Below are 19,718 nucleotides of genomic sequence, written 5' to 3' on the forward strand. Positions count from 1 at the left end.
CATGCCCACCCGCTCGGCATCCTCGACACCAGGCGCATGAAGCTTGTCCGCCGCAGCGCTGCGGCGGACACGACAGGGGGAAAACTGTAACCCATGTATCCGGTTCAAAGTGTTACCCATCTTTCAACTGGACACCGGCAGGCGGATGAAGGGCGGCGCAACGCGCGAGTGTGATCTTGGCGGCCATACGGCAACGGTCAAGCCGCCTTGTCGCGGACCTGGTAATCCTTGACCGCGGCGAAGCGGATCGCCTTCCAGCGCTCGGCCTCGTAGTTGAGCGAAAAGGCGTGCTGGGCAAGGAACACCGGATCGTGGTCGAGGTCGCGGGCAATGTCGCCGCGATGCGCCTCGATGAAGCGATGCACCTCGGCCTTGTCGTCGGCCGATATCCAGCGGCAGACGGAAAAGCGCGACATCTCGAAATCGACCGGCAGCGTGTATTCGATATTCAGCCGCTCCTTCAGCACGTCGAGCTGCAGCGCACCGACGACGCCGACGATTGCCGGCGAGCCGTCTTCTGGCGAGAACAGTTGCACGACGCCTTCCTCGGCCATCTGGTGCAGCGCCTCCTTCAGCTTCTTGGCCTTCATCGCGTCGCCGAGCCGGACGCGGCGCAGGATTTCCGGCGCGAAATTCGGCACGCCGCGGAACAGGATCTCCTCGCCCTCGGTCAGCGTATCGCCGATGCGCAGCGTGCCGTGGTTGGGGATGCCGACGACGTCGCCGGCAAAGGCCTCGTCGGCGGTGACGCGGGTGCGGGCGAAGAAAAATTGCGGCGCCGACAGGCTCATCGGTTTTCCCGTGCGCACCAGCTTGGCTTTCATGCCGCGCTCGAGCTTGCCCGAGCAGACGCGGACGAAGGCGATGCGGTCGCGGTGGTTGGGATCCATGTTGGCCTGGATCTTGAAGACGAAGGAGGTCATCCTATCCTCGGTCGCCTCGACTTTGCGGGTATCGGCTTCCTGCGCGCGTGGCGGCGGCCCGTAGGCACCAAGCGCCTCGATCAGGTCGCGGACGCCGTAATTGCGCAGCGCCGAACCGAAATAAACCGGCGTCAGATGGCCCTCGCGAAACGCACCGATGTCGAGCGGGCGGCAGGCTTCGCGCGCCAGCTCCAGCTCCTCGATGAAAGCCTCGCGCTCGTTCTCCGGCAACAGGCCGGCGACGCGGTTGGAGTCGGGACCATTGACCGGCGTGCGTTCTTTCTCGGCGTCGCCCTTGCGCACCGCGTTCAGCGCCAGATGATAGGTGCCGGAAAAGGTTTTGCCGCGGCCGATCGGCCAGGTGATCGGTGCGGTGTCCAGCGCCAGCTTCTGCTCGATCTCATCGAGGATCTCGAACGGGTCGCGGCTTTCGCGGTCCATCTTGTTGACGAAGGTGATGATCGGGATGTCGCGAAGCCGGCAGACCTCGAACAGTTTTAGCGTGCGCGGCTCGATACCCTTGGCGGCGTCGATGACCATGACCGCCGCATCGACCGCCGACAGCGTGCGATAGGTATCGTCGGCGAAATCCTCGTGACCGGGCGTATCGAGCAGGTTGAAGACATTGTCCTCATACTCGAAGGTCATCACCGAGGTGACGACCGAAATGCCGCGCTCGCGCTCGATCTTCATCCAGTCCGACCGGGTCTGGATGCGATCCTTCTTGGCCTTGACCTCGCCGGCAAGCTGGATGGCACCGCCGAACAAAAGCAGCTTTTCGGTCAGCGTCGTCTTGCCGGCGTCCGGATGCGCGATGATCGCGAAAGTGCGGCGGCGCGCCACCGCGTTCGTGATGTCTTCAGCCAATTTGTGGAATCCCATGTGGTGCGCGGGCTTCTAGCAGCGCTTTTGCAGCCTGTCGAACAATTTTGGGCGGTTGCCCGGCCTTGAGATAGGTCCGCCGCAATGGCATCAACAGAGGCGGTTCGATAAAGGTCCATCCATGAGCGCAGCCAAGCACGTCATTGTCGTCGGCGCCGGCATCATCGGTGCGTCCATCGCCTGGCATCTGGCGAAGGCTGGCGCGAACGTGACGATCGTTGCCGACAGCGGTGCGGGCGGCGTCGCCACGCCGAATTCCTTTGCCTGGATCAATGCCAGTTGGGGCAATCCAGAGCCGTATTTCCGGCTGCGTACCCGTTCGATGGCCGAATGGACGCGGCTTGCCCATGACGTGCCCGGCATTCCGCTCGCCTGGTGCGGCGGCCTGTGCTGGGACCTGCCGCCGGCCGAGCTTGAGGCCTATGCCGCCGAGCATTCCGCCTGGGGCTACGGGATCGAGCGCGTCGACCGCGTGGGAGCCGCACGTATAGAGCCCAATTTGACCGAGCTTCCCGACTTCGCCCGTCACGTCGCTGAGGAGGGCGTGGCCGAACCGGTCGCGGCCACGCAGACGCTGCTGGCCGACGCCGAGCGACTTGGCGCGCGGGTGATTACCGGCACGACAGTCACCGCGCTGATACAGACCAATGGCAGGATTAACGGCGTCGATACGTCAGGCGGACGGATTGTCGCCGACGAGGTGGTGATCGCGGCCGGCGCCGGCTCTGCGGCAATTGCGGCAACGGCCGGGCTAAAACTGCCGATTGAGACGCCGCCCGGCCTGATCGTCCATTCACGCCCGTACGAAAAGCTGCTCAACGGCCTGGTGATCGGCGACCGGCTGCACATGCGCCAGACTGCCGAGGGCCGCATCATCGCCGGCTCGGATTTCGGCGGCGCCGATCCGGGCATGGATGCCGAAGCCACAGCCCGCGACCTGTTTGCGGCGATGAAGAGCATGCTGCGCGGCGCCGACCGGCTGGAACTGGATTTTCACACCGTCGGCTATCGGCCGACGCCGATCGACGGCTTTCCGATCATCGGACGGGCTCAAGGCGTGAGCGGCCTCTATGTCGCGGTCATGCATTCCGGCATCACGCTGGCGCCTGCCGTCGGCCTGTTCGCCGGCCGGGAAATACTGGACGACGCGCGCGATCCGCTACTTGAGCCCTATAGGCTAACGCGGTTTGCTCAATAGCCGGGGCGGACGGCGAAAACCGCCGCTCAGCGGCGCTATCGCCCTGGCGATGCCAAGCAGCCGCGATTCTGACCAGCGACGGCCGACCAGCTGCAGGCCGATGGGCAGGCCGTCGCGGTCCTGCTCGCAGGGCATCGACAGTGCCGGGTGGCCGCTGTAGTTGAACACCGCGCCATAGGCTGGCAGCAGCCAGTAGCTCTGCTCCCTGTCATCGACCTTGATTGGTGTTCCCGCCTCGCAATGCGGAAAGGCCGTGGTCATGGCGACGGGACAAAGCAAGACATCGCAACCTTCGAAAAACCGGTCCCAGGCAAGGATTGACTGGTCGCGGTGGGCGAGCGCTTCGAACCAGCGCGAGACCGGTGTCGGTTCTTCTGGCGGCTCCGGCTGCGCAGCCTCCAGCATCATGCCGATCAGCGCGCCGCCTTGCGTCAGATCGTCATGCAGGCCGAGCGTCGGCAGTCTTGCTTCCTCGACGACTGCCCCCGCAGACTTGAGTTGCTCGGCCAGACTTTCGACCGCGGCCCTGATCTCGCCGGCTACCGGAAAACCCGGAAAGGCCGGCGCGAAAGCGATGCGCAGGGTCTTGAGATTGACCCCAGGCATGTCCTCGACCAGCACCGGGGCAAGGTCGGTGTCGCTGCCATCCGGTCCTGCAATGATCCTCAGAATCAGCGCCAGATCTTCGACGTTGCGGGCCAGCGGACCGATGCAGGACATCAGCCGTACGCCGCGCGGTACGCCACCGGGATCGGGAAAGGCGCCGGCCAAGGAGACGCGATGCTCGGTCGGCTTGAGGCCGTAGACGCCGCAGAAGGCTGCCGGCAGGCGGATCGAATCCTGCATGTCGGTGCCGAGTTCGAATGGCGTCATGCCTGCGCAAAGTGCTGCCGCCGCTCCCCCGCTGGAACCGCCGGCGGTGCGCGATAGATCCCACGGATTACTGGTGCGGCCGAACAGCGGGTTGTTCGACTGCCAGTCGCCCAGCATCGTTGCGACATTTGTCTTGCCGACGAGCACGCCGCCGGCCGCCTTCAACCTGAGAACGACCGGGCTGTCTTTTCTCGCCACATAGTCGGCAAAAGGCGGGAAGCCGACCGTCGTCTTCATCCCCAGTGTTTCGTGAGTGTCCTTCAGCGTGAACGGCACGCCGTGCAGCGGCCCGAGAGCGTCGCCGCGCGCCTGCGCTTCGTCGGCCTTCTTCGCGCGAGCGCGAGCCCCTTCCCTGTCGAGCGTGACGACCGCGTTGACCGCCTCATTATGCCTGTCGATCTCAGCCAAATGCGCGTCCAGCGCTTCCACGGCGGAAATCTTGCGGTCGCGGATCGCGGCAGCCAAGTCTCTGGTGGAGGAAAAGACGAGGTCCATGACCAATGCTCCGGCTTGCTAGCGGCGCCAGCCTCACCAAATGGCGGACTACGGCGCGTCTTCAAGCCGAGTTCAGCATTCGAGGACAGGTGGTGCTTGATCGGAATTGCGCTGCGAGGGTCTGTTGAGGGGGCGCTGTCCCGCGATGTTGCCGCGATAGCGAGGGAGCTACACGGCCAGCGCCAGTCTTGCCGGTTCCGGCGCAAATGGACGAGTGGTCATGCCGTCTCTGGTAATGGTGACGAAGCTAGAGGGCGGGATCGGCTGCCAGTCGCCGCCATCACGGTCGAAAGGCTCCGACATCAGGCATCGCCCGCCGCCGTTGCGGAAGACGGAGGTGTAGAGCGTCGGCGCGTGGGCATCGGTCGCATAGCGCACCGCATGGAGCGATTCGCCGTCCGACAAGGCGGCGGTAAGCATCAGCGCCGGTTCGAAGCCGGCGCGGCGCGAGGCGTCGATCACCCGCGCCGTAGCGCGCGACACCGCGCCTTGCGGATCGCCCGCCAGACCCTCGTCGATCATCAGGAGAAAGAAAAGTTCGGAATCGGTGGTGCCCTCGCGCCGATCGAAGACATCGTCGGAGAGCGCGTTTTCCAGCGCCCGGCGGATTCTTTCGAAGCCGCCGATCTGGCCGTTGTGCATGAACGACCAGCGGCCGGCAGTGAAGGGATGACAGTTCATGCGGCTGGTGGCGCCGCCGGTCGAGGCGCGCACATGGGCAAGGAACAGGCTGGACCTGATCTGCCGGCACAGGCTCTTCAGATTGGGATCGGACCAGGCCGGCAGGATGTCGCGATACAGGCCCGGTTCGGGCCGGTCGCCGTACCAGGCGAGACCAAAGCCATCGCCATTGGTCGGCGACTTGGCTTCCTGGGCGCAATGGCTCTGGGCGATCAGCGAATGGCAGGGCGCCGTGACGATGTCTTCCAGGAAAACCGCTTCGCCGAGGTAGGCCGCCCACCGGCACATTCTCTTAATCCCCTCAGGCGCGATCCATGAGAGCCGCAGGCTCCTTGATCGCGTGTGTGCCTCTGTTGTGCGTGCGCTCATAGAGCTCGCGAACGATTCGGCTGGCCGTAGTCTCAAACAGAAACGGCAAGAAAGCGTGAATGAGTGCGGCGAACGCTGCCATGAACAGACGCGAGCAGAACCATGCCGCGAAGGCCATATGGCTGAAATAGGTCTCGCCGACCTTGGCCGGGTGAGAGGTAAAGAGCCTTGCAAGCGGTGTCGTCATGGTGGTCCCTCCTGCCGGGAAAAGCCCCCGATGCTGAGTATTCTGACACGAGGTTTTGATTGATTAGTCCCAAAATATCCTTGTGTCTGGTCAATTATTGGGACAAACATCCCACATGTCGCTGGAAATCGATGAGATCGACCGAAGATTGCTGGCCGAACTGCAACGCGACGGCACGCTGTCGGTCGACCAATTGTCGCAAAGGGTGTCGCTGTCGCGCAACGCCTGCTGGCGCCGGGTCAAGCGGCTCGAGGAAGACGGCGTCATCACCGGCCGGGTGGCGCTGGTCGATGCCGACAAGCTTGGCCTTGGCCTTTCGGTGTTCATCTTGGTCCGGACCTCCAATCATGATCCCGACTGGCTGCAAAAATTCCGGGCGGCAGTGGGCGGCTTTCCCGAGATCACCGGCGTCTACCGCATGTCCGGCGACCTCGACTATGTCTTGCGCGCCCGCGTCGCCGACGTGAAGGCGTATGACCGGCTCTATCAGCGGCTTATCGCCAAGGTGGCGCTGTCGGATGTTTCGGCCTCCTTCGTCATGGAGGAGATCAAGGAGACGACCATCGTCCCCGTAGAACTGCGCTGAAACGGAACTGCGCTGAAAGAAAGCCGTTGATAGTCTGGCCGCCGAGTTGACTGAATCGGCGTTGATAGCGATAGGATCAGCCTCATGCGCGCAGCCCTCTACACTTCCTCCGTCATCGGTCCGGCCGTCGGCTTCATCAGGCTGCCGCACGGTGAAGGCCTGCCGCTTCCCGCCTATGAAAGCCCGGGCGCCGCCGGCATGGATCTGCGCGCCGCGGTGCCGGACGACCGGCCGCTGCTGATCCTGCCGGGAAAACGCGCGCTGGTGCCGACCGGACTGATCCTGGAGATCCCGGAGGGGGTGGAAGGCCAGGTCCGGCCACGCTCGGGCCTCGCCTTCAAGCACGGGCTTACCTGTCTCAACACGCCGGGCACCATCGACAGCGACTATCGCGGCGAGGTCAAGGTGCTGCTGATCAATCTTGGCGACGAGGATTTCGCGGTGACGCGCGGCATGCGGATCGCGCAGATCGTCTTCGCCCCGGTGACGCAGGCGACGGTCGATGAGCGCAGCTTGGCCGGCGGAACGACGCGCGGCTCCGGCGGCTTCGGATCGACCGGCACGGCCTGATGTCGCTACCCAAACTCGTCATCTTCGATTGCGACGGGGTTCTGGTCGACACCGAGAACCTGGCCAATCGGCGCCTCGCCGAATGGCTCAGCGCCGCCGGCTACCCGGCAAGCTTCGAATATTGCCGCAAGAACTTCTCCGGCCGCGCCATGGTCTCGGTGCAGAAGGAAGTCGAGGCGACCGGCGCCAGCCTCGGCGCCGATTTCGTCGACCGTTGGAACGCCGGTCTGCCGGACCTGTTCGCGCATGGCGTCGAAGCCGTCCCCTATGTCAGGCAGTTCATCGAAGCCGTGCACGCTGCCGGCATCGCAACTTGCGTCGCTTCGTCGGCGCGGGTGAGTAAAATGCACATCACGCTCGGCCAGACCGGGCTGCTGCCGCTGTTCGAGCATGCACTGTTCAGCTCGACCATGGTTTCGCGCGGCAAGCCTTTTCCCGACCTGTTCCTGCATGCCGCAAGCACGATGGGCTTCGCGCCAGCCGACTGCATCGTCATCGAGGACAGCGTCGCCGGGACATTAGCCGGCATTGCCGCCGGCATGCGCGTATTTTCCTACTACGGCGACCCGCATTCCGACCGCGACGGCCTGACCGAGGCCGGCGGCATCCTGTTTGACGACATGCGCGAGCTGGCCGGGCTGGTGCCGATCCCCTGATCTGGTCTTCAGGTTTTTATCCGGCTGGACGCGCCAGGCGCCCATGCTAGCTTGCCAATGTTCGACAGTGGGAGGCGCCCAGCCTATGAACTCGATCCTGTTTCGCTTCACCCTCGCCTGCTTGCTGCTGCCGTGTCTGTGGGCCGCGGCCGGCGCGCAGGGCGTCAGCTTCCCGGACCTTGGCAGCACCATCCCCGGCCACGAGAACACGACCTATCTCGACCTCGCCAGGATGGTCATTCCCGATCTGGCGGCGGACAAGGATGGCTTCTACGGTGGCTCCATGCCGATCGAGATGCGCCATATCGAAGGTGGGGATAGCGGTGGCTCGCCGCCCGAAACGTCGGGCTTTTCCGATGCTGGCGTGCTCCAGATCAGGGCCGGCGGCAAGGAACGGCTGGCCATGCTGTTCGACCTCGGCAGTTCCTCCGACAGCGCAGAGGGCTTTGCGGTGCTGGCGCTCTACGATCTTGCCGGCAAGCCGAGACTGCTCGACGCTGTCAATGTCGCCGTCGACCGGAGCACCTATTTCCGCGATCCGGGCAAGCTTCCGATCGGGCTAGGCGATGACGTCATCATCACCCTGAGCACGCATTTCAATTCGAGCCAGGGCTATGTGAGCACGCCGCTGATCCTGGTCCGCGACGACAGGTTCGAGCTGATCGACATGATCTCTACGTTCGACGAGTCCCTGTGCGCCTACAGGCGCACGCAGGAGTTGGCGTTTCAGACCGTTGCGGAAGGCCAGCCCTATGCGGCCATCAAGGCGACGGTGACCGATGCCACCATGCCGAATGGCGAAAGCTGCGACGATGCGGCGCCCGAGGCTTCCTCGCGCGACATCTCCGTCACCTACCATTGGGACGGGACCGCGTACGTCAAGGGGTCCGACGCACTGGACAAATTGGCAGGAGAGAACGCCAATCGCTTCTGACCCAATCGCATTCGTTTGCCCGGCGGGCAGTGGCGGGATAAAATGCGCTTCGCACTCTGGGGAGCATCCATGGACAAGGGCAAGACCTTTCGCGACCTGCACAGTTCGATCTTCGTCATGCCCAACCCCTGGGACGTCGGCACGACGAAACTGCTGGCCTCCTTCGGTTTCAAGGCGTTGGCGACGACCAGCGCCGGCTTTGCCTTTTCGCGCGGCCTGCCCGATGGCGCGGTGACCTTCGAGGCGATGATCCACCACTGCCGCGACGTGACCGCGGCGACCGGCCTGCCGGTCTCGGCCGACCTCGAGAAGGGCAAGGGCGACAGCGCGACAAGTGCCGCGGAAACTGTCTTCGCAGCCGAAGCGGCAGGCCTCGCCGGCTGCTCGATCGAGGACCACACCGGCGAGCCCGACAAGCCGATTTATGAATTTTCGCATGCCGTCGAGCGCGTCGCCGCTGCAGCGGAGGCGGCACGGGCGCTGAAGCACGACTTCGTCTTCACCGCGCGGGCCGAGAACTTTCTGTGGGGCAGGCCAGACATCGACGACACGATCAAGCGGCTGCAGGCCTTCGAGAGGGCCGGCGCCGACGTGCTCTACGCGCCAGGCCTCGGCGATGTCGAGACGGTGCAAACCGTCTGCTCGGCGCTGACCAAGCCGGTCAACGTCATGGTGAGGCCCGGCTTCACCATCGCCGATCTTGCCCAGGCAGGGGTCAAGCGCATTTCGCTCGGGCCCTGGCTGACCAACTACGCCTTCGGCATGCTGGAAACGGCGGCGCGCGAGATCCAGCAGGACGGCACCTTCGGCTTCACCCGCACCGCCATGCCGTTCGGCAAGCTGCAGGCGTTGTTTGCCAAATCTTCAGCTTAGATGGGCCCCAGCGCATGAAGCTCAGCGTCGTCGACATGCACACCGGCGGCGAGCCGCTGCGGATCGTCACCGGTGGTTATCCCAGGATTCCTGCAGGCACGATCCTGGAAAAACGCGCCTATGTGCGCGATCACCTCGATCATCTCAGGAAGATCCTGATGTTCGAGCCGCGCGGCCATTACGACATGTATGGCGCGCTGCTGGTGGAACCCGACCTGCCCGGCGCCGACCTCGCCGTGCTGTTCATGCACAATGAGGGCTATTCGACGATGTGCGGCCACGCCATCGTCGCGCTCGGCCGCTACGCCGTCGACGAGGGGCTGGTGGCGCGGCAGGAGCCGCTGACGACAGTCAACATCGAGGCGCCGTGCGGGCTGGTCGTCGTCTCGGTCGAGGTGCAGGACGGCAAGGCCGGTGCTGTGTCATTCGAAAGCGTGCCGGCCTTTCTGTTCGCCCGCGACCAGCAGGTCGAATTGCCAGGTTACGGGGCGATCGGATTCGACATCGCCTATGGTGGCGCCTTCTATGCGCTCGCCGATTGCCGGCAGTTCGGGCTGGAGTTCGGCAGGAACCGCGTGCGCGATTTCGTCGATGCGGCGACGGCACTGACGGAGAAGCTGAAGAAGGGATTCCCGCTGTCGCACCCCGACCATGCCGAGCTTGCCTTTCTCTACGGCACCATCCTGACCGACGGACAGGACGCATATTCCGATAGCCCAACCAAGAACATCTGCGTCTTCGCCGAGGCCCAGGTCGACCGCTCGCCGACCGGATCGGGCGTCGCCGCGCGGCTGGCGGCGATGCATGCCAGGGGCGAAATCGCCGGCCAGACGCGGCTGTTCGAGAGTATCGCCGGCTCGCGCTTTTCCGGCAGCGTGGCGAGGACCGCGAAAGCCGGGCCGCATGATGCCATCATCGCCCGCGTCGGCGGCCGCGCCTTCTACAGCGGCCGGGCCGAATTCATCGTCGAACCCGACGACGAACTGGGACACGGTTTTCTTTTGCGTTAGCGCCGAACCCAACAAAACGGAACGGAGCGTAACGTTTGGCTACAACCGCCATTCGCAAGCCTGCATCACCAGAACATCAGCACTCCTAAGCCGCTTCCCGCGCCGAGATCGCCTTGTGCAGATGTACCATCATGGCGGCGGCGAACAGCGGCGTCAAAAGGTTGAGCAGCGGCACTGCGAGGAAGGCAGCGACAACCAGCCCGGCGAGGAACACCGTGACGGCATGTTTATTGCGCAACGCCCGGGCGTTGGCCTCCGGGCGAAAGCGCATCGCGGCGAATTCGAAGAATTCACGTCCCAGCAGATAGCCGTTGACGATGAAGAAGGCGGCGATGTTGATGCCCGGCACCAGCAGAAGCAGCAAGGCCAAAAGGTTGCCGACGATGACGACGCCAAAGAATTTGATCGCCAGCACCAGCGAGCGCAGTGCCGGCATCGCGCGGCCGGGTGGGTCATTGGGATAGTCGGTGCGCTCGACCAGTTCGGCGGCGGCGTCGAGGAACAGGCCGGCGATGATCGCCGTCACCGGCGCGATCAGCAGGGCCAGACCGAAGGCAAGGGCGATGGCGGCGATGATGCCGCCCAACCAGCCGGCCCAGGACGGCAGGCCGGGTATCAGGGACTCCAACCACGGCAAGGCCAGCCACTCGACAAGGCTCGTCAACCCGAACCACAAGGCCACCAGCGCCAGCAAGGTGAGCCCCAGCGTCTTGATGAAAACCGAGCGGAATTCGGGCGAGAACAGCCGGCTCAGGGCGGCGCGGGCGGCGTCGAGTATCATCGCGTTTCAAACCCATATGCAACGCGCCCGTTTTGGGCAGGACGCCCCCCGAGATAGGAAAGGGAAATCATCAGCGCAACTGCTGCTGATAACGCAAGTTACCGCGCAAACACCGGCTTGCGGACAGGAATGGTCATCGCAGCCACGCCGGCGACAACAAGGGCCATTCCCCACCACGCCGTCGGGCCAAGGCTCTCGCCGAGGAATACGGCCCCGATACCGACGCCGATCGGCACGCGCAGATAGGCCTGCGAGGTGGTGCCGACGGAGCCCAGCGTATGGATGAGGCGGAAATAAATGCAGAAGGCCAGCGCAGTTGAAAAAACCGAAAGTCCGAGCAGAGCAAGGATCGAGGCCGTTGATGGCGCCAACGCCCAAGGGCGGTCGAACACAAGGCTGAGGGGGACGAGTATCGCGGCGCCGCAAAGCATCGAACCGGCGGCTGGAATCATCGGATCGAGACCCTTGAAGCCGCGACCGAAAATGGCGGCACCTGCGTAGCAGACCGTCGCCGCGACGACGGCAAGCTGCGCCCACAACTGGTGACCAAGGCCGCCAAGCGCCTGGGTGCCGACGATGAGGCATATTCCAGCTATTCCCGCACCGACGCCGAACAGTTTGCGCATGGTCACTGGTTCGTGGCGCGTGATGAGCGCGGTCAGCAAGAAGGTGAAGATTGGGGACGTCGCATTCAGGATCGTGGCCAGGCCGGCGTCTAGCGAGCGCTCGGCCGAGGCTATCAACGTGAACGGCACAACGCTGTTGAGGCATGCCTGGAACGCGAACCGACGCCAGCTGGCGGTATCGCGCGGCAGGGTCAGGCCACGCCAGCGGATGAGGGCGAGAAGAATTCCACCCGCAATCAACGTTCGGGCTGCGATCAGCGTTACCGGCGGGATCGTCTCGACGCCGATCTTGATGAAGGTATAGGAAGCACCCCACAGCACCGCGAGCGCAATGAGGAGCGCCAGCTCGGTCTTCATGTCGGTTTTTGCAGGCATGGCGGGTTCGCAACCTTCGGGGGAACATTGATCGGCGACGCCATCCTTGTAAGCGAGGCACGAAAGAAATGCTTCGATCATTATCCAACCGTGATTGTTGGCTAGGCAAAGCCGCATCAAATCACTAGACCCGCCCGCGGCCGGCATGCCAGAAAGCCGGTGGTTTTTCGCGGAGACATGATTGATGCCGAACTATGACGTGCTTTGTATCGGTAATGCCATTGTCGACATCATCGCCCAGTGCGACGAGGCATTCCTTGAGACGAACGGCATCATCAAGGGCGCGATGAATTTGATCGATACGAGGCGCGCCGAGCTGCTCTACAGCCGCATGGGCCCGGCCATCGAAGCCTCCGGCGGCAGCGCCGGCAACACGGCGGCGGGCGTCGCCAGCTTCGGCGGTCGCGCCGCCTTCTTCGGCAAGGTCTCGAACGACACGCTCGGCGAAATCTACGCCCATGACATGCACGCCCAGGGCGTGGCCTTCGACACCAGGCCGCTCAATGGCGAACCGCCGACGGCGCGCTCGATGATCTTCGTCACGCCGGACGGCGAGCGCTCGATGAATACCTATCTCGGCGCTTGCGTCGAGCTCGGTCCGGAGGATGTCGAGGCGGACAAGGCGTCGGGCGCCGCCGTCACCTATTTCGAGGGCTATCTGTGGGACCCGCCGCGCGCCAAGGAAGCGTTCCGGCAGACGGCGAAGCTCGCCCACGCAGCCGGGCGCGAAGTGTCGATGACATTGTCGGATTCGTTCTGCGTCGACCGCTACCGCGAGGAGTTTCTGGAGCTGATGCGCTCGGGCACTGTCGATATCGTTTTTGCCAATAGCCACGAGATCAAGTCGCTGTACCAGACCGCCTCCTTCGACGAGGCGCTGGCCCAGATCCGCAAGGATTGCAAGATCGCCGCCGTCACCCGCTCCGAAAAGGGCTCGGTCATCGTGCGCGGCGACGAGACCGTCACCATCAATGCGACGGAAATCCGCGAACTGGTCGACACCACCGGCGCCGGCGACCTCTATGCCGCCGGCTTCCTCTACGGCTACACACAAGGCCGCAGCCTGAAGCATTGCGGCGATCTCGGCTCGCTGGCGGCCGGGCTGGTGATCCAGCAGATCGGGCCAAGGCCGCGGCAGAATTTACGCCACGAGGCTGAGCAGGCAGGCCTGATTTAGGAAGAGGCGCTCGCTCCTCAGGCCCCCGCCGTATAAGCGGCAATCGCCGCCATGTTGACGATGTCGCTGTCCTTGGCGTTGAGCGAGACGATCTGAACCGGCTTGTCCAGGCCGACCAGCAGCGGGCCGATAACGGTCGAGCCGCCGAGCTCCTGCAGCATCTTGGTCGAGATCGAGGCCGAGTGGAAGGCCGGCATGATCAGCACATTGGCTGGGCCGGTCAGCCGGATGAACGGGTATTGCGCCATGGCGCGTGCGCTGAGCGCCACGTCGGCTGCCATCTCGCCGTCATACTCGAAATCGACGCGCCGCTTGTCGAGGATGCGCACCGCTTCCTGGATGCGTTCGGAGCGCTCGCCCTGCGGATGGCCGAAGGTGGAATAGGCAAGCATGGCCAGCCGCGGCTCATAACCCATGCGGCGGGCAAAGCCGGCGGCCTCCTCGGCGATGTCGGCGATCTGTTCGGCATTCGGCATATCGTGCACGGCGGTGTCGGCGACGATCACGGTTCGGCCCCGCGCCAGCACGATCGAGGCGCCGATGACGCGGTGGCCGGGCTTGGCGTCGATGATGCGGCGGATGTCGTCGAGCGCCGTCGAGTAGTTGCGGGTGACGCCGGTGACGATGCCATCGGCATCGCCCAGCGCCACCATGCAGGCGGCGAAATGGTTGCGGTCGGTGTTGATCAGGCGCTGGCAGTCGCGAAACAGGAAGCCCTTGCGCTGCATACGCTCGTACAGATAGTCGGTGTAGACGCCGTTGCGGCGCGACAGCCTGGCATTGATGATCTCGATGCCTTGCTTGTTCAGTTCGATGCCGGCGTTCCTGGCGTTCTCCTTGATGATGTCGTCGCGGCCCAGCAGGATGGCGGTGCCGAGCCGCTGGTTCACATAGGAGACGGCGGCGCGCATCACCTGCTCCTCCTCGCCCTCGGCGAAAACGATGCGCTTGGGCTGGCGGCGCACGCGGTCGTAGATGCGCTGAAGGGTCGAGGCGATCGGATCGCGGCGGGCGGAAAGCTCCTGCGCGTAGCGGTCGAGGTCGAGGATCGGCTTGCGCGCGACGCCGGATTCCATCGCGGCCTTGGCAACCGCGATCGGAATGGCCGAGATCAGGCGCGGGTCGAACGGCACCGGGATGATGTAGTTGGGGCCGAATTTCGGCCGCATGCCCTGGTAGGCGGCGGCGACGTCGTCGGGTACATCCTGGCGCGCCAGTTCGGCGAGCGCACGCGCCGCGGCGATCTTCATGTCGTCATTGATGGTGGTCGCCCGCACGTCCAGCGCGCCGCGGAAGATGTAAGGGAAGCCGAGCACGTTATTGACCTGGTTCGGATAGTCCGAACGCCCGGTGGCCATGATGGCATCGGCGCGGATTTCGGCGACTTCCTCCGGCGTGATCTCCGGATCGGGGTTGGCCATGGCGAAGATGATCGGCTTCTCGGCCATGGACTGCACCATCTTGGTGGTCAGCGCGCCCTTGGCCGAGAGGCCGAGGAACACGTCGGCACCGTCGAGCGCCTCGGCCAGCGAGCGTGCGTCGGTCTTGACGGCATGCGCCGACTTCCACTGGTTCATGCCTTCGGTGCGGCCCTGGAAGACGACGCCTTTGGTGTCGCACAGGATGATGTTTTCGGGCGCAAAGCCCATCGCCTTCATCAGCTCGATGCAGGCGACGCCGGCGGCACCGGCGCCATTGCAGACCATTTTAGTGGTCTTCATGTCGCGGCCGGTGATTTCCAGCGCGTTGATCAGGCCGGCCGCCGAAATGATGGCGGTGCCGTGCTGGTCGTCATGAAAGACCGGTATGTCCATAAGTTCGCGCAGCCGCTGCTCGATGATGAAGCACTCCGGCGCCTTGATGTCTTCCAGATTGATACCGCCGAACGACGGCCCAAGGAAACGGACGCAATTGATGAACTCTTCGGCATCCTCGGTGTCGACCTCGAGATCGATCGAATCGACATCGGCGAAGCGCTTGAACAGCACCGCCTTGCCTTCCATCACCGGCTTGGCGGCCAGCGCGCCGAGATTGCCGAGGCCGAGGATGGCGGTGCCGTTTGAGATGACGGCGACCATGTTGCCGCGCGCCGTGTAGTCGAAGGCGCGGCTGGGATCCTCGGCAATGGCAAGCACCGGAACCGCGACGCCCGGCGAATAGGCGAGGCTTAGGTCACGCTGGGTGGCCATCGGCTTGGTGGCGACGATCTCCAGCTTGCCCGGGCGGCCCATGGCGTGGAATTCCAGCGCCTCCTGCGCACTGACGGAGGGGCCGTTGCTTTCGGTTTTCTTGGCCATGATGCTTTCGATTTCCTCACCCGTGCAGCACCTCGTTGAGACGGGCGCGGTGCTTTCTTTTGTGGAACGTTCGGGATTAAGGCTACACTTCGCCGCTGTAAACCGCCAAGCAGATGGCTTGGGAAATTTTGGAAGCAACTTCTTGAACGACGAAACGCCCATTCGCAGCGACAGCGCTACGCCGGCCTTTGCGCCGGCAACGCCGATGATGGAGCAGTATATCGAGATCAAGGCGGCGAACCCGGATTCGCTGCTGTTCTACCGCATGGGCGATTTCTACGAGCTGTTCTTCGACGACGCCGAGAAGGCGAGCCGGGCGCTCGGCATCGTCCTGACCAAGCGTGGCAAGCACCAGGGCCTCGACATCCCGATGTGCGGCGTGCCGGTGCATGCCGCCGACGATTATCTGCAGAAGCTGATTGGACAAGGGTTCCGCGTCGCCGTCTGCGAGCAGATCGAGGATCCGGCAGAGGCGAAGAAACGCGGCGGCAAATCGGTGGTGCGCCGCGACGTGGTGCGGCTGGTAACGCCCGGCACCATCACCGAGGACAAATTGCTGGCGCCGTCGGAATCGAGTTTCTTGATGGCACTTGGCCGGGTCAAGGGCGGAGCCGAACAAAGAAGCGGGGAGCGCGGCAGCGCGACAGGGAACCAAGGAAGTTTTGCGCTGGCCTGGATCGAGATCTCGACCGGCGCCTTCCGGGTTGCCGAGACCAGCGCCGACCGGCTGCTCGCCGATGTCTTTCGCGTCGACCCACGCGAACTGATCGTCGCCGAACCGGTGTTTTACGATCCGGAGCTGAAACCGGTGTTCGATGTGCTCGGCCGCATCGCCAGTCCGCAGCCGCCGAGCCTGTTCGACTCGGCGTCGGCCGCCGGGCGCATCGCCCGTTTCTTCGAGGTGGCGACGCCGGACAGTTTCGGCACGTTTTCCCGCGCCGAGCTGTCGGCGATCTCAGGCGCCATCGCCTATGTCGAGAAGACGCAGAAGGCCGAGCGGCCGCCGCTGTCGCGGCCCGAGCGCGAGGAGCAGGGTTCGACGCTGTTCATCGATCCGGCGACACGCGCCAATCTGGAACTGCTGCGCACGCTGTCCGGCAGCCGCGAGGGCTCGCTGTTCAAGGCGATCGACCGCACGGTGACCGGCGGCGGCGCGCGGCTGCTCGCCGACCGGCTGATGGCGCCGCTGACCGATCCGGCGGCAATTGGCGCAAGGCTGGATTCGGTGTCGTTCTTCCGGTCCGAGACACGGCTGTGCCAGGCGGTGCGGGCGAGCCTGAAGAGCGTCGCCGACATGCCACGCGCGCTGTCGCGGCTGGCGCTCAACCGCGGCGGCCCGCGCGATCTCGGCGCGCTGCGTGCCGGGTTCGAGGCAGCCGGCGCTATTGCCGAACTGTTTGGGGCGACCGCCCTGCCTCCAGAATTGGCGGCGGGGCTGGCGGCGATCGAGGCGCTGCCGCGCCCGCTGGCCGAGCATCTGACGCGGGCGCTCGCCGACGAGCTGCCGCTGCTCAAGCGCGACGGCGGCTTCGTCCGTTCCAGCTACAACGCCGAGTTCGACGAGATGCGAGCGCTGCGCGATGAATCGCGCAAGGTGATCGCCGGGCTGGAGCGCTCGCTGATCGACGAAACCGGCATCCGCTCGCTGAAAATCCGGCACAACAATGTGCTTGGCTACTACATCGAAGTCACCGCCAACAACCATGCGATCATGACGAGCAGCGACGGGGCGAAGGCGCGCTTCATCCATCGTCAGACCATGGCCAACGCCATGCGCTTCACCACGACCGAACTGGCCGAGCTGGAATCGAAGATCGCCAATGCCGCCGACCGGGCGCTGGCGATCGAGCTTGCCGCCTTCGACAGGCTGACGGCGGAAGCCGTCGGCGAGGCGGACAAGATCCGTGCCGGCGCCGAAGCACTCGCCGTGCTCGACGTGTCGGCGGCACTGGCGCTGCTTTCCGAAAGCGACGCCTGGTGCCGGCCGGTGGTGGACGCGAGCCTCGCCTTCGCCATTTCGGGCGGGCGGCATCCGGTGGTGGAACAGTCGCTGCGGCGTTCGGGCGAAGGACCGTTCGTCGCCAATGATTGCGATCTGTCGCCGGAAGGCAATGCCAAAAACGGCGCGATCTGGCTGCTAACCGGCCCCAATATGGGCGGCAAATCGACCTTCCTCAGGCAGAATGCGCTGATCGCCATCCTCGCCCAGACCGGCTCCTTCGTGCCGGCGGCATCAGCCCATATCGGCGTTGTCGACCGGCTGTTTTCACGTGTCGGCGCCTCGGACGACCTGGCGCGCGGCCGCTCGACCTTCATGGTCGAGATGGTCGAAACGGCGGCGATCCTCAACCAGGCCGGCGAACGCGCGCTGGTGATCCTCGACGAGATCGGCCGCGGCACCGCCACCTTCGACGGCCTGTCGATCGCCTGGGCGGCGGTCGAGTATCTGCACGAGAAGAACCGCTGCCGGGCGATCTTCGCCACCCATTTCCACGAAATGACTGCGCTGGCCAGCAAGCTCGCTCGACTGCACAATGTCACCATGCGGGTCAAGGAATGGGAAGGCGACGTGGTCTTCCTGCACGAGGTCGGCAAGGGTGCCGCCGACCGCTCCTACGGCGTGCAGGTGGCGCGACTGGCCGGCTTGCCGGAGGCGGTGGTCGGGCGGGCCAGGGAAGTGCTGCATCAGCTGGAAGCGGGCGAGGTTTCGGGCAAGGCCAACCGGCTGGTCGACGATCTGCCGCTGTTTTCGGTGGCGCTGAAACGGGAAGCGCCGAAGCCGGTGAAGAGCGATGCACTGAGCGCGGCGCTTGGGGAGATCAACCCCGACGAGATGACGCCGCGGGAGGCGCTGGAGGCGCTGTACCGGCTGAAGGGAATGGCGGGTAAGTAGCTGGGCCTCGTCCGCTCCCATCCCTCAAATCATCTGCAGGCCGTGCTTGCGCCTCGGTGGCGGGAAGGCGCGGTCGATTTCGGCGAGATCCTCACGCGTTAGTTCGATGTCGAGCGCGCCGACATTCTGGCGGATATGCTCCTGTTTGCTGGCCTTTGGAATGGCGATAACGCCGTCCTGTGCCATCACCCAGGCCAGCGCCAGTTGAGCGAGCGTCGCATCGTGGCGGGCGGCGATGGCTTCTAGGCTGGCGTTGCGCGCCAATACGCCCTGGTCGACCGGCGAATAGGCCATCAGCGGAATGCCGCGCTGCCGGCTCCAGGGCGCAAGGTCGAATTCGGGGCCGCGCTGGGACAGATTGTAGAGGATCTGGTTGGTCTGGACGCCGTCGCCGGCCGGCAGGCTGACCAGTTCCTCCATCTCATGAGTATCGAAATTGCTGACGCCCCAATGGCGGATCTTGCCGGCTTTTTTCAACGCTTCGAAGGCCTCGACCGTTTCCGCCAGCGGCACGCTGCCGGGCCAGTGCAGCAGATAGAGATCGATGCGGTCGGTGCGCAGATGCCTGAGGCTTGCCTCGCAGGCAGCCGGCACGCCGGTGCGCGAGGCGTTGGATGGCAGCACCTTGGAGACCAGGAACACCTCGTCGCGGCGCCCGGCAATAGCATCCGCCACCACTTCCTCGGCGCCACCGCTGGCATACATTTCGGCGGTGTCGATCAGCGTCATGCCGAGATCCAGCCCAAGCTTCAGGGCATTGACCTCATCGGCATGGCGGCGGGCGTCCTCGCCCATTTTCCAGGTGCCTTGACCCAGCACGGGAACGGCTTCGCCCGAGGGCAATGTTGTGGTTCTTATCGTTGACGGCATGGCGTGCTCCAGTCGAGGCCCGATGGCTGATGCTACTTCACCGGATGGGCGGCCAGCCAATCCTGCATCCGCTTGATCTCGGCTTCCTGCGCCGCGATCACCGCTTCGGCCAGCTTGCGCATTTCCGGATCCTTGCCATTGACAAGCTCGACCTTGGCCATGTCGATAGCCGCCTGGTGATGCGGGATCATTCCGCGGGCGAAATCGACATCGGCATTGCCGGAATATTCGATCGCCGTCATCGCGGTGTGCATTTTGTCCATCGCCGCCTTGTAGCTGTCGGTCGAGGCACCCTGCGCGCCCATAGCCCCCATGTCGTGCGCGCCCATGTCGTGTTTCGTCTCCTGGGCTTGCGACGGAATGCTTTCCAGGAAAACGGCAAGCAGCATTCCGGCAGCCATCAGCAGCAGCACGATCTTCTTGGCCAACGTCATTCATGATCTCCTTTTTGAACGAGTTCCT

Annotated in this window: 18 protein-coding genes; 9 read left to right on the top strand and 9 right to left on the bottom strand. The window is 64.5% G+C overall.

What is annotated here, in order from left to right; translation table 11 throughout:
- Nucleotides 1-197: 197 nt before the first annotated feature.
- On the bottom strand, nt 198-1,790 hold the full coding sequence (locus tag AC0L28_RS06420) for a peptide chain release factor 3 (RefSeq protein WP_031257006.1): 1,593 nt from the start codon (nt 1,788-1,790) through the stop codon (nt 198-200).
- 136 nt (nt 1,791-1,926) lie between these two features.
- Between AC0L28_RS06420 and AC0L28_RS06425 the strand changes: the two genes are divergently transcribed.
- The gene (locus AC0L28_RS06425; RefSeq protein WP_473476281.1) at nt 1,927-3,003 is read left to right on the top strand and encodes an NAD(P)/FAD-dependent oxidoreductase; all 1,077 of its coding nucleotides are present in this window, start codon (nt 1,927-1,929) and stop codon (nt 3,001-3,003) included.
- Here AC0L28_RS06425 and AC0L28_RS06430 read toward each other — a convergent pair.
- The 3 genes from AC0L28_RS06430 to AC0L28_RS06440 all read right to left on the bottom strand — a co-directional run bounded on the left by AC0L28_RS06430 (nt 2,983) and on the right by AC0L28_RS06440 (nt 5,608).
- Nucleotides 2,983-4,371 (bottom strand): amidase, encoded by a 1,389-nt coding sequence (locus AC0L28_RS06430; protein WP_473476283.1) that lies wholly within the window; start codon nt 4,369-4,371, stop codon nt 2,983-2,985. The genes AC0L28_RS06425 and AC0L28_RS06430 overlap by 21 nt on opposite strands.
- Before the next feature lie 168 nt (nt 4,372-4,539).
- A complete protein-coding gene (locus AC0L28_RS06435) occupies nt 4,540-5,340 on the bottom strand; it encodes a class II glutamine amidotransferase (RefSeq protein WP_128168313.1) in 801 nt (266 codons plus the stop codon).
- 13 nt (nt 5,341-5,353) lie between these two features.
- Nucleotides 5,354-5,608, bottom strand: a complete 255-nt coding sequence (locus AC0L28_RS06440; RefSeq protein ID WP_023803739.1) for a DUF6356 family protein — start codon at nt 5,606-5,608, stop codon at nt 5,354-5,356.
- 115 nt (nt 5,609-5,723) lie between these two features.
- On the opposite strand from AC0L28_RS06440, the gene AC0L28_RS06445 reads away from it, so the two are divergent.
- The 6 genes from AC0L28_RS06445 to AC0L28_RS06470 all read left to right on the top strand — a co-directional run bounded on the left by AC0L28_RS06445 (nt 5,724) and on the right by AC0L28_RS06470 (nt 10,237).
- Nucleotides 5,724-6,194 carry an Lrp/AsnC family transcriptional regulator gene (locus AC0L28_RS06445; protein ID WP_023803740.1) on the top strand — a complete coding sequence of 157 codons (471 nt, stop codon included), beginning with the start codon at nt 5,724-5,726 and terminating at the stop codon, nt 6,192-6,194.
- 84 nt (nt 6,195-6,278) lie between these two features.
- On the top strand, nt 6,279-6,764 hold the full coding sequence (gene dut, locus AC0L28_RS06450; protein ID WP_023803741.1) for a dUTP diphosphatase: 486 nt from the start codon (nt 6,279-6,281) through the stop codon (nt 6,762-6,764).
- Entirely contained in the window at nt 6,764-7,420 is a 657-nt protein-coding gene (locus AC0L28_RS06455; RefSeq protein ID WP_287055152.1) for an HAD family hydrolase, read from the top strand. Before dut ends, AC0L28_RS06455 begins: the two co-directional genes overlap by 1 nt.
- Nucleotides 7,421-7,505: 85 nt before the next feature.
- On the top strand, nt 7,506-8,354 hold the full coding sequence (locus AC0L28_RS06460) for a hypothetical protein (RefSeq protein ID WP_473476287.1): 849 nt from the start codon (nt 7,506-7,508) through the stop codon (nt 8,352-8,354).
- Between the two features lie 69 nt (nt 8,355-8,423).
- A complete protein-coding gene (locus tag AC0L28_RS06465; RefSeq protein ID WP_473476671.1) occupies nt 8,424-9,227 on the top strand; it encodes an isocitrate lyase/PEP mutase family protein in 804 nt (267 codons plus the stop codon).
- Nucleotides 9,228-9,241: 14 nt separating this feature from the next.
- Complete coding sequence (locus AC0L28_RS06470; RefSeq protein ID WP_473476292.1) at nt 9,242-10,237, top strand: proline racemase family protein; 996 nt, start codon at nt 9,242-9,244, stop codon at nt 10,235-10,237.
- An 85-nt stretch (nt 10,238-10,322) separates the two neighbouring features.
- On the opposite strand, the gene AC0L28_RS06475 is transcribed toward AC0L28_RS06470, so the two are convergent.
- Nucleotides 10,323-11,018: a sulfate transporter family protein gene (locus AC0L28_RS06475; RefSeq protein ID WP_473476295.1), complete on the bottom strand. Its 696-nt coding sequence runs from the start codon at nt 11,016-11,018 to the stop codon at nt 10,323-10,325.
- Between the two features lie 98 nt (nt 11,019-11,116).
- The gene (locus tag AC0L28_RS06480) at nt 11,117-12,019 is read right to left on the bottom strand and encodes a DMT family transporter (protein WP_031257008.1); all 903 of its coding nucleotides are present in this window, start codon (nt 12,017-12,019) and stop codon (nt 11,117-11,119) included.
- A gap of 184 nt (nt 12,020-12,203) precedes the next feature.
- Here AC0L28_RS06480 and AC0L28_RS06485 point away from each other — a divergent pair, with 184 nt between their 5' ends.
- Nucleotides 12,204-13,196, top strand: a complete 993-nt coding sequence (locus AC0L28_RS06485) for an adenosine kinase (protein WP_023803749.1) — start codon at nt 12,204-12,206, stop codon at nt 13,194-13,196.
- A gap of 17 nt (nt 13,197-13,213) precedes the next feature.
- On the opposite strand, the gene AC0L28_RS06490 is transcribed toward AC0L28_RS06485, so the two are convergent.
- Nucleotides 13,214-15,493, bottom strand: coding sequence for an NADP-dependent malic enzyme (locus tag AC0L28_RS06490; protein WP_128174099.1), 2,280 nt, complete (start codon nt 15,491-15,493; stop codon nt 13,214-13,216).
- A gap of 142 nt (nt 15,494-15,635) precedes the next feature.
- Between AC0L28_RS06490 and mutS the strand changes: the two genes are divergently transcribed.
- Complete coding sequence (mutS, locus tag AC0L28_RS06495; RefSeq protein ID WP_128174101.1) at nt 15,636-18,386, top strand: DNA mismatch repair protein MutS; 2,751 nt, start codon at nt 15,636-15,638, stop codon at nt 18,384-18,386.
- 24 nt (nt 18,387-18,410) lie between these two features.
- Here mutS and AC0L28_RS06500 read toward each other — a convergent pair whose 3' ends face one another.
- Both AC0L28_RS06500 and copM read right to left on the bottom strand, forming a co-directional pair.
- A complete protein-coding gene (locus AC0L28_RS06500) occupies nt 18,411-19,256 on the bottom strand; it encodes an aldo/keto reductase (RefSeq protein WP_287171362.1) in 846 nt (281 codons plus the stop codon).
- Between the two features lie 32 nt (nt 19,257-19,288).
- Entirely contained in the window at nt 19,289-19,690 is a 402-nt protein-coding gene (copM, locus tag AC0L28_RS06505; RefSeq protein ID WP_473476298.1) for a CopM family metallochaperone, read from the bottom strand.
- Nucleotides 19,691-19,718 lie beyond the last annotated feature (28 nt).

It is taken from the genome of Mesorhizobium sp. WSM4847 (assembly GCF_055811335.1).

What these genes read in the sequence shown, in the direction of transcription:
- AC0L28_RS06465 (WP_473476671.1), top strand. Translation starts at nt 8,424, where the DNA reads ATGGACAAGGGCAAGACCTTTCGCGACCTGCACAGTTCGATCTTCGTC.
- dut (WP_023803741.1), top strand. Translation starts at nt 6,279, where the DNA reads ATGCGCGCAGCCCTCTACACTTCCTCCGTCATCGGTCCGGCCGTCGGC.
- AC0L28_RS06455 (WP_287055152.1), top strand. Translation starts at nt 6,764, where the DNA reads ATGTCGCTACCCAAACTCGTCATCTTCGATTGCGACGGGGTTCTGGTC.
- AC0L28_RS06485 (WP_023803749.1), top strand. Translation starts at nt 12,204, where the DNA reads ATGCCGAACTATGACGTGCTTTGTATCGGTAATGCCATTGTCGACATC.
- AC0L28_RS06445 (WP_023803740.1), top strand. Translation starts at nt 5,724, where the DNA reads ATGTCGCTGGAAATCGATGAGATCGACCGAAGATTGCTGGCCGAACTG.
- AC0L28_RS06480 (WP_031257008.1), bottom strand. Translation starts at nt 12,019, where the DNA reads ATGCCTGCAAAAACCGACATGAAGACCGAGCTGGCGCTCCTCATTGCG.
- AC0L28_RS06440 (WP_023803739.1), bottom strand. Translation starts at nt 5,608, where the DNA reads ATGACGACACCGCTTGCAAGGCTCTTTACCTCTCACCCGGCCAAGGTC.
- AC0L28_RS06430 (WP_473476283.1), bottom strand. Translation starts at nt 4,371, where the DNA reads ATGGACCTCGTCTTTTCCTCCACCAGAGACTTGGCTGCCGCGATCCGC.
- AC0L28_RS06470 (WP_473476292.1), top strand. Translation starts at nt 9,242, where the DNA reads ATGAAGCTCAGCGTCGTCGACATGCACACCGGCGGCGAGCCGCTGCGG.
- AC0L28_RS06435 (WP_128168313.1), bottom strand. Translation starts at nt 5,340, where the DNA reads ATGTGCCGGTGGGCGGCCTACCTCGGCGAAGCGGTTTTCCTGGAAGAC.
- AC0L28_RS06490 (WP_128174099.1), bottom strand. Translation starts at nt 15,493, where the DNA reads ATGGCCAAGAAAACCGAAAGCAACGGCCCCTCCGTCAGTGCGCAGGAG.
- AC0L28_RS06425 (WP_473476281.1), top strand. Translation starts at nt 1,927, where the DNA reads ATGAGCGCAGCCAAGCACGTCATTGTCGTCGGCGCCGGCATCATCGGT.
- AC0L28_RS06500 (WP_287171362.1), bottom strand. Translation starts at nt 19,256, where the DNA reads ATGCCGTCAACGATAAGAACCACAACATTGCCCTCGGGCGAAGCCGTT.
- AC0L28_RS06460 (WP_473476287.1), top strand. Translation starts at nt 7,506, where the DNA reads ATGAACTCGATCCTGTTTCGCTTCACCCTCGCCTGCTTGCTGCTGCCG.
- AC0L28_RS06475 (WP_473476295.1), bottom strand. Translation starts at nt 11,018, where the DNA reads ATGATACTCGACGCCGCCCGCGCCGCCCTGAGCCGGCTGTTCTCGCCC.
- copM (WP_473476298.1), bottom strand. Translation starts at nt 19,690, where the DNA reads ATGACGTTGGCCAAGAAGATCGTGCTGCTGCTGATGGCTGCCGGAATG.